The sequence below is a fragment of the Vibrio sp. V03_P4A6T147 genome (assembly GCF_002241085.1).
Taxonomy (GTDB): Bacteria; Pseudomonadota; Gammaproteobacteria; order Enterobacterales; family Vibrionaceae; genus Vibrio; species Vibrio anguillarum.
Map to the genome: position 1 here is coordinate 1 of NZ_NDIO01000239.1, position 6,529 is coordinate 6,529.

7 protein-coding genes are annotated in these 6,529 nt (G+C 45.3%); 5 read left to right on the plus strand and 2 right to left on the minus strand.

Features of this window, described 5'->3' with window-relative positions; genetic code table 11:
- Positions 1-58 precede the first annotated feature (58 nt).
- Genes metN through B9J84_RS09555 form a run of 3 tightly spaced genes read left to right on the plus strand, consistent with a single transcriptional unit; the run spans position 59 to position 2,619 of the window.
- Positions 59-1,093, plus strand: coding sequence for a methionine ABC transporter ATP-binding protein MetN (gene metN, locus B9J84_RS09545; protein ID WP_013857383.1), 1,035 nt, complete (start codon positions 59-61; stop codon positions 1,091-1,093).
- Positions 1,083-1,760 carry a methionine ABC transporter permease gene (locus B9J84_RS09550; RefSeq protein WP_017044205.1) on the plus strand — a complete coding sequence of 226 codons (678 nt, stop codon included), beginning with the start codon at positions 1,083-1,085 and terminating at the stop codon, positions 1,758-1,760. Before metN ends, B9J84_RS09550 begins: the two co-directional genes overlap by 11 nt.
- Before the next feature lie 49 nt (positions 1,761-1,809).
- Positions 1,810-2,619, plus strand: a complete 810-nt coding sequence (locus B9J84_RS09555; RefSeq protein WP_094124024.1) for a MetQ/NlpA family lipoprotein — start codon at positions 1,810-1,812, stop codon at positions 2,617-2,619.
- Between the two features lie 93 nt (positions 2,620-2,712).
- Here the strand turns inward: B9J84_RS09555 and B9J84_RS09560 are convergent, their stop codons facing one another.
- Together B9J84_RS09560 and syd are read right to left on the minus strand one after the other, a co-directional pair.
- Positions 2,713-3,489: a Zn-ribbon-containing protein gene (locus tag B9J84_RS09560; RefSeq protein ID WP_019282947.1), complete on the minus strand. Its 777-nt coding sequence runs from the start codon at positions 3,487-3,489 to the stop codon at positions 2,713-2,715.
- Positions 3,490-3,491: 2 nt separating this feature from the next.
- Positions 3,492-4,037: a SecY-interacting protein gene (gene syd, locus B9J84_RS09565; protein WP_176430210.1), complete on the minus strand. Its 546-nt coding sequence runs from the start codon at positions 4,035-4,037 to the stop codon at positions 3,492-3,494.
- Between the two features lie 98 nt (positions 4,038-4,135).
- Here syd and queF point away from each other — a divergent pair, with 98 nt between their 5' ends.
- The gene (gene queF, locus B9J84_RS09570; RefSeq protein ID WP_094124026.1) at positions 4,136-4,981 is read left to right on the plus strand and encodes an NADPH-dependent 7-cyano-7-deazaguanine reductase QueF; all 846 of its coding nucleotides are present in this window, start codon (positions 4,136-4,138) and stop codon (positions 4,979-4,981) included.
- Between the two features lie 14 nt (positions 4,982-4,995).
- On the plus strand, positions 4,996-6,529 hold a 1,534-nt coding region (locus tag B9J84_RS09575), incomplete at its 3' end, for a lipopolysaccharide assembly protein LapB (RefSeq protein ID WP_094124027.1).

Genomic DNA, 6,529 nt, shown 5'->3' on the forward strand with positions numbered 1-6,529 from the left:
TCCAACAAGTGAGAGAGAGTTCAACATTTTATTCTGTTATCCCTGCACAGGTTTTCCGATGATTCAAATTAATCAAGTAAATAAAGTTTTCTATCAAGGCAATAAGGAAATTCATGCTTTGAAAGAGATTAATCTTCACATTAAGCAAGGCACTATTTTTGGTGTAATTGGCTCGTCAGGTGCAGGGAAAAGTACGCTGATTCGCTGTGTCAACATGCTAGAAGCTCCAACAACAGGTTCGGTTGTGGTTGATGGCGTTGATTTAACTCAACTGAGCAAATCAGAACTCAGCCAAGCTCGTCGCAACATTGGCATGATCTTTCAACACTTCAATTTGCTTTCATCACGTACGGTATTTGACAACGTTGCTCTGCCACTTGAACTGGCTGGTGTCGAAAAAAATAGCATTGAAAAGAAAGTGTCAGAGCTGTTGCAACTGGTCGGCCTGACGGATAAGCGCGAAACTTATCCTGCAAATCTAAGTGGTGGCCAAAAGCAACGTGTTGCAATAGCGCGGGCACTCGCCTCTGATCCCAAAGTATTGCTGTGTGACGAAGCCACCAGTGCGCTTGATCCTGCGACAACTCAATCGATTTTAGAGCTATTGAAAGAGATCAACCGCACACTCAATATCACCATTTTGCTAATTACTCACGAAATGGATGTGGTAAAAAGTATTTGCCACGAAGTGGCCATTATTGGCGACGGTGAACTGGTTGAAAAAGGCACAGTTGGCGAGATTTTTGCTCACCCTAAAACCGCCTTGGCTCATCAATTTATTCGCTCAACGCTCGATTTATCAATTCCGGAAGATTACCAAGCTCGCCTGCAAGCCACTCGCGTAAAAGGTAGCTACCCGCTGGTGCGATTAGAGTTTACAGGCGCAACGGTTGATGCTCCCTTGATGACACAAATTGCCCGTAAATTTAATATTGATGTCAGTATATTAAGTTCTGACCTTGATTACGCTGGTGGCGTTAAATTCGGCATGATGGTCGCTGAACTGTTTGGTAATGAGTCGGACGATACGGCCGCTCTTGAATTTCTTCGTGAAAACAACGTAAAAGTAGAGGTACTTGGTTATGTCCTTTAACACCATCACCGCTTGGTTAAACCTGAATGGCGATCTTCTACTGATGGCAACCTGGCAAACACTCTACATGGTCGCTGTCGCGGGCATCGTCGGTTTCGTGGTTGGTATTCCACTAGGAGTTATTTTACATACCACCAAAAAAGGCGGCCTTCTCGAAAACACTCAGCTGAACCGCATTCTTGGTGCCATCGTCAACATTGGTCGCTCTGTGCCATTTTTGGTGCTCATGGTGGCCATTATTCCGGTGACAAAACTGCTTGTCGGTACGTTTATTGGCACCACGGCGGCCATTGTGCCGCTGACGATTGGCGCAATTCCATTTGTCGCTCGTTTAATTGAAAGTGCATTGCTGGAAGTGCCCACTGGTTTGGTCGAAGCTGCGCAGTCAATGGGGGCTACGCCGATCCAAATTATTCGTAAAGTGTTGCTTCCTGAAGCGCTACCAACGATTGTCAACTCAGTCACCATCACTATGGTCACTCTAGTAAGTTACTCTGCCATGGCCGGAACCGTTGGCGGCGGTGGCTTGGGCGATGTCGCTATTCGTTACGGCTTTCATCGCTACGACTTAGGCATCATGACGGTCACCGTGGTGATGTTGATTGTCTTAGTACAAATTATTCAATCGATTGGCGATAAGTTTGTCCGCCGTGTCGACCACCGTTAAATTACAATAAAGTTAAAACACAGATTCGTTTTATAACAAGGAGTTAATCATGAAATTTAGCCTTAAAGCTCTACTTACCCTCGCCGTTAGCGCTTCAGCACTCGTGCTGGCAGGCTGTGGTGAAAAAGCGGTCGACAACAATAAAGTCAAAGTGGGTGTCATTGCCGGTGCTGAAGCACAAGTTGCTGAAGTTGCAGCAAAAATTGCAAAAGAAAAATACAACCTAGATGTAGAACTCGTGACGTTTACCGACTATGTTACCCCTAATGCGGCACTGGATGATGGTTCGATTGATATCAATGCATTCCAACACAAGCCATACCTTGATCAACAGATCGCTGACCGCGGTTACAAATTAGCGATTGCAGGTAACACCTTTGTTTACCCGATTGCTGGCTATTCAAAACAAGTGAAATCGGTTGATGAGATTCAAGATGGCTCTCGTATTGCGGTACCTAACGATCCAACCAACCTTGGTCGCTCTTTACTGCTGCTAGAACAGCAAGGCCTTATTACTCTACGTGACGGAGCAGGCCTACTGGCAACGGTACGTGATGTGGTCGCCAACCCAAAAAACATCACTATTGTTGAGTTAGATGCCGCGCAACTGCCTCGTTCACTTGACGACGTTACACTCTCGATCATCAACACGACCTACGCCAGCTCAATCAATCTAACGCCTGAAAAAGATGGTGTGTTCGTTGAAGATAAAGAGTCACCTTATGTCAATATCATTGTTTCTCGTGCAGAAAATCTGAATGCTGAAAACGTGACTAACTTTGTTAAAGCCTACCAAACAGAAGAAGTGTACCAAGCCGCTTCGAAAATTTTTGACGGTGGCGCAGTAAAAGGCTGGTAATTAATAAACCTATTACCTGTGCAAAAAGCCTATAAAAATAGAAAAGCCGATACGCGATGTATCGGCTTTTTCGTATCAACAACACGCATCTGTTTACTTAATATGATCCCAAGACATATTGGACACAATACGGCACGGGTCGCACTTAAAATGGAAAATGTCGTGCAGCGGTTCATCGAGTAGCCACTCTCCCCCACATTTCGGGCATTTTCTGGCTTGTTCGTCCGCTAGGCTCTGGCCGCCAACTCGATACTGATAGTAATAAGTAGGGATGTGAGTCAAAAACTCAATTCGTCCTCGTAAATCCCATCCTCGAATAAACAGCACACTGTCCACATCGCAAATCTCGTGCAGTGCAGCGTGTTCTGCTCGGCAACCACCCGCCATCTGAAGTTCATCACACGCCTGCCACTCTGTTTGCCATTTGATCACTGCTTTATGATCACCATTTAAGGTCGCAGAATTACGATATAAAGGGATCGGCAGCAATGTGTCACCACTGCGCAGCGGAGAACAAGTGTGTACATAAGTGGTGTAAAGTATCTGCCAGCTAGGCAAAACATCATCAGCGGCTTGCTCAGAATTAAGATCGCGCCCCAACAAACGGGCTTTCGGAGCCAGCAAACTAGCCTCCGTCAAGCGACTCAGGCACACCCTAACAAAATCAGAATGATACTTAGGGTGTAAGCTTTCTTGCTCTGGGCAAACCACCCGCACAAAGAACTCGCCCTCTCCCATCACGATGGGGAATTCACGCCCAAGCACTTGACCGTTATAGCGTAAAGCATCCATTAGGCCATTAATCGCTTTGTCTACCGCCGAGATAGTCGTGTTATCAAAACACTCAAACTGCAATTCAACCACGTACATCGTTACACCACAGGTTCTAAATTAGCGAAAAACTCGGCCACACTTTCGGCCAGCACGTCGCGTTTATCGGTACCTAAACGTTCTAAAATCACATGTCCAGAAAGGTTACAGATCGAAATTACATCCATCTCCGCATCGGTTGCACCAATAAACACGGTTGGTTTGAGTTTTAGTCGGCGCTGAGTCACCAAATGACCGAGGATATTTTCCTGCAAACGAACAAAATCATCCTCACTCCACACTTGCAATAGAGCGAGCTCGTTGCCTTGCCATTTAGCTGGCATGTCCGCACAAAACTGTACGCCATAAAAGGCTTTAATATCAGAATGTAGAGTCAATTCAATCGCTACTTCTACGTTAGAAAAATCAGCTGCAACCGATCTGACGACGGGCTTCCACAGCACACTGTCTTGGTCGTTCATCACTGCGCAAGGGGAATCCAACTCAGCCAACTCATCATTACGAGGAGACTCGCCATGCTTTGTTTGGTAAGCGTCAAGATAACGTTGAGTAAATGAAAGTAAGGCTTGCTCGGCAGTTTGTGCCATGAAGTGCTCCAAAATTGATGAGTCGCTGCCTTGTGTGATGACAGCAACCCTAGGATTGCGTAAAATTCTGCTTATTCTAATCGAATTGACGTGAAAATATGAGCAAATATTCCGATGCCAAAGCGCTGGTAGGGTTAACCCTTGGCAAAAAAACCGACTACGCCAAACAGTACGATCCAAGCTTACTGCAACCTGTTCCTCGTAGCTTAAACCGTGATGATCTGCATTTGGGGGATAGCTTACCGTTTAAAGGCTGTGACATTTGGACTTTGTACGAGCTCTCTTGGCTCAATGAAAAAGGGTTACCACAAGTGGCAATTGGTGAGGTTTCTATCCCTGCGACAAGTGCTAGTTTGATTGAATCTAAATCCTTTAAGCTCTACCTCAATAGCTATAACCAAAGCAAAGTAGCCAGTTGGGATGAAGTAACGCAGCGCTTAACCAACGATTTATCGGCCTGTTCCGGCGCGCCAGTCAGTGTCACTCTCAACCCGGTGACCGATTACACTGGCCAAGCGATTGTAACTATGCAGGGTGAATGCATTGATGGACAAGATATTGAGATTGAAAGTTACCAATTTGATGCCAGCTTACTGAAAAGTGCCGCGCGTGGTGAGCAAGTCAATGAAACACTGCACAGCCATTTACTGAAATCGAACTGTTTAATCACCAATCAACCCGACTGGGGCAGCGTCGAAATTCATTATCAAGGTCAACAAATTGATCGAGAAGCACTGTTACGTTATCTCGTCTCATTTCGTGAACATAATGAGTTCCACGAACAGTGTGTAGAGCGCATCTTCACCGACATTATGCAATACTGCCAACCGACACAGTTAACGGTATACGCTCGATACACTCGCCGCGGCGGTTTGGATATCAACCCATTTCGCTCAACCGAACAAGAACGGCCAACACATAACCAACGTATGGCCCGTCAATAAGGATTAGCATTAGGATGATCAACGTGCGCTGGACACTTTTGCTCAGTTTAACTCTGGCTCTGTTTTCACTGGCTTCACAAGCCACTATCTACTCGTCGCCAATGTTAAATGAAGCCAATGGGTTGATTGATATCTCACCGAATCAAGCCAGAACCCTAGCCACTGAGTATCTGACTCAGCGCAAGTTGGCCGAAAAATCAGAAAAATCATCATCAGTGATGGCGCGCGATGAAAGCGACAGTCGGATTCGAACTCCGGGCAGCAGCGTTGATGCGTTAAAGATTTTAGCTAAAGCAGAGTTCCAGTTGCACAATATGGATGCCGCACTGGCCGCGTTAAAACTTGCTGAAGAGCTCACGCAACACTATCAATTGCCTTATTTAGCCACGGATGTACAAATACTCAAAACTCGTCTAATTTGGCTCAATAATAATGATGCAAGCGCCGCTCGGCAGGCGCTACGCGCGATCAGCATTCAATATGATGCCATCAAAAATGCGGATCAATTGGCAAAAGGTCTCGATTATAAAATTACCCTGCTCAAAGCAGAAATTGCCTCAAAAGCCAATGATATCGAACTGGCCAATAAGCTTTTTGCTGACCTAAAACCTTACATTGATTCGATCTCCTCACCGAAAACCGTGATTGAATATCAGATTGTTATTGGTCAACATTTTCTCACTCATGGCTTTTACAATCGCGCTTTATCTGAGTTGCTAGTTGCCTATTGGGGCGCGATTGAAAACAACTCAAGCGCCCTACTCGCTAAAACTAATACCTTACTGGCTCAGCTTTTTTTTGAAAGAAAAGTGCTCGATAAGGCTTTAGAGCATTTGTCTCAAGCCGCCGATTTTTATGACGGCTATAACAAGTCGCCAGCCTTGGCTGATGTATTGCAACGTATGGGCGATGTCTATTACCAGCAAGGTAAATACAATCTAGCGCTCGTTCACTACTTCAACGTGATCGATCACGAAACGAGCCGCAATGATCTGGAAAAAGTCATTGAAGTGCGTATTAGTTTGGCGGCGACCTACCTTAGTCTCTATAACTACCCATTAACTGACCAGTATCTCACTCGCGCTGAAGACTTGCTTGAGCTGAAAGATTATCCTCGTTTAAAGGCACAGGCTTACTTACTGCATTCAGGATTGGCCTTTCACCAAAAACAAGCCGATGTGGTCATCAGCAACGCTCAACACGCCTTAAGCGTTGCTAAAACGATGCAAGATGAAGAGATTGAAGAGCATGCCTATCGGTTACTGGCCTTGGGTTATGAGCAAAACGGTCAGTACGCACAGGCCTTAGAGAACATAAAACGCAGCAATGCACTATCGCAAATACGCCAAGAAAAACTCAACCAAATCAGTGAAGATGCTTTTCGTCAGCAAAAAGAGTTTGTAGAACAAACCTTACATCTGGTCGGGCAAGAAAAAGCGCTGCTCAAAACTCAAGAAGAGTATAATAAGTTCAAAAAGATCGCCTTTATTCTGTTTATCATCTCCATTATTTTATTTTTACTGCTACTGCGTAGAGGCTACCTTATCC

What these genes read in the sequence shown, in the direction of transcription:
- metN (WP_013857383.1), top strand. Translation starts at nt 59, where the DNA reads ATGATTCAAATTAATCAAGTAAATAAAGTTTTCTATCAAGGCAATAAG.
- B9J84_RS09550 (WP_017044205.1), top strand. Translation starts at nt 1,083, where the DNA reads ATGTCCTTTAACACCATCACCGCTTGGTTAAACCTGAATGGCGATCTT.
- B9J84_RS09555 (WP_094124024.1), top strand. Translation starts at nt 1,810, where the DNA reads ATGAAATTTAGCCTTAAAGCTCTACTTACCCTCGCCGTTAGCGCTTCA.
- B9J84_RS09560 (WP_019282947.1), bottom strand. Translation starts at nt 3,489, where the DNA reads ATGTACGTGGTTGAATTGCAGTTTGAGTGTTTTGATAACACGACTATC.
- syd (WP_176430210.1), bottom strand. Translation starts at nt 4,037, where the DNA reads ATGGCACAAACTGCCGAGCAAGCCTTACTTTCATTTACTCAACGTTAT.
- queF (WP_094124026.1), top strand. Translation starts at nt 4,136, where the DNA reads ATGAGCAAATATTCCGATGCCAAAGCGCTGGTAGGGTTAACCCTTGGC.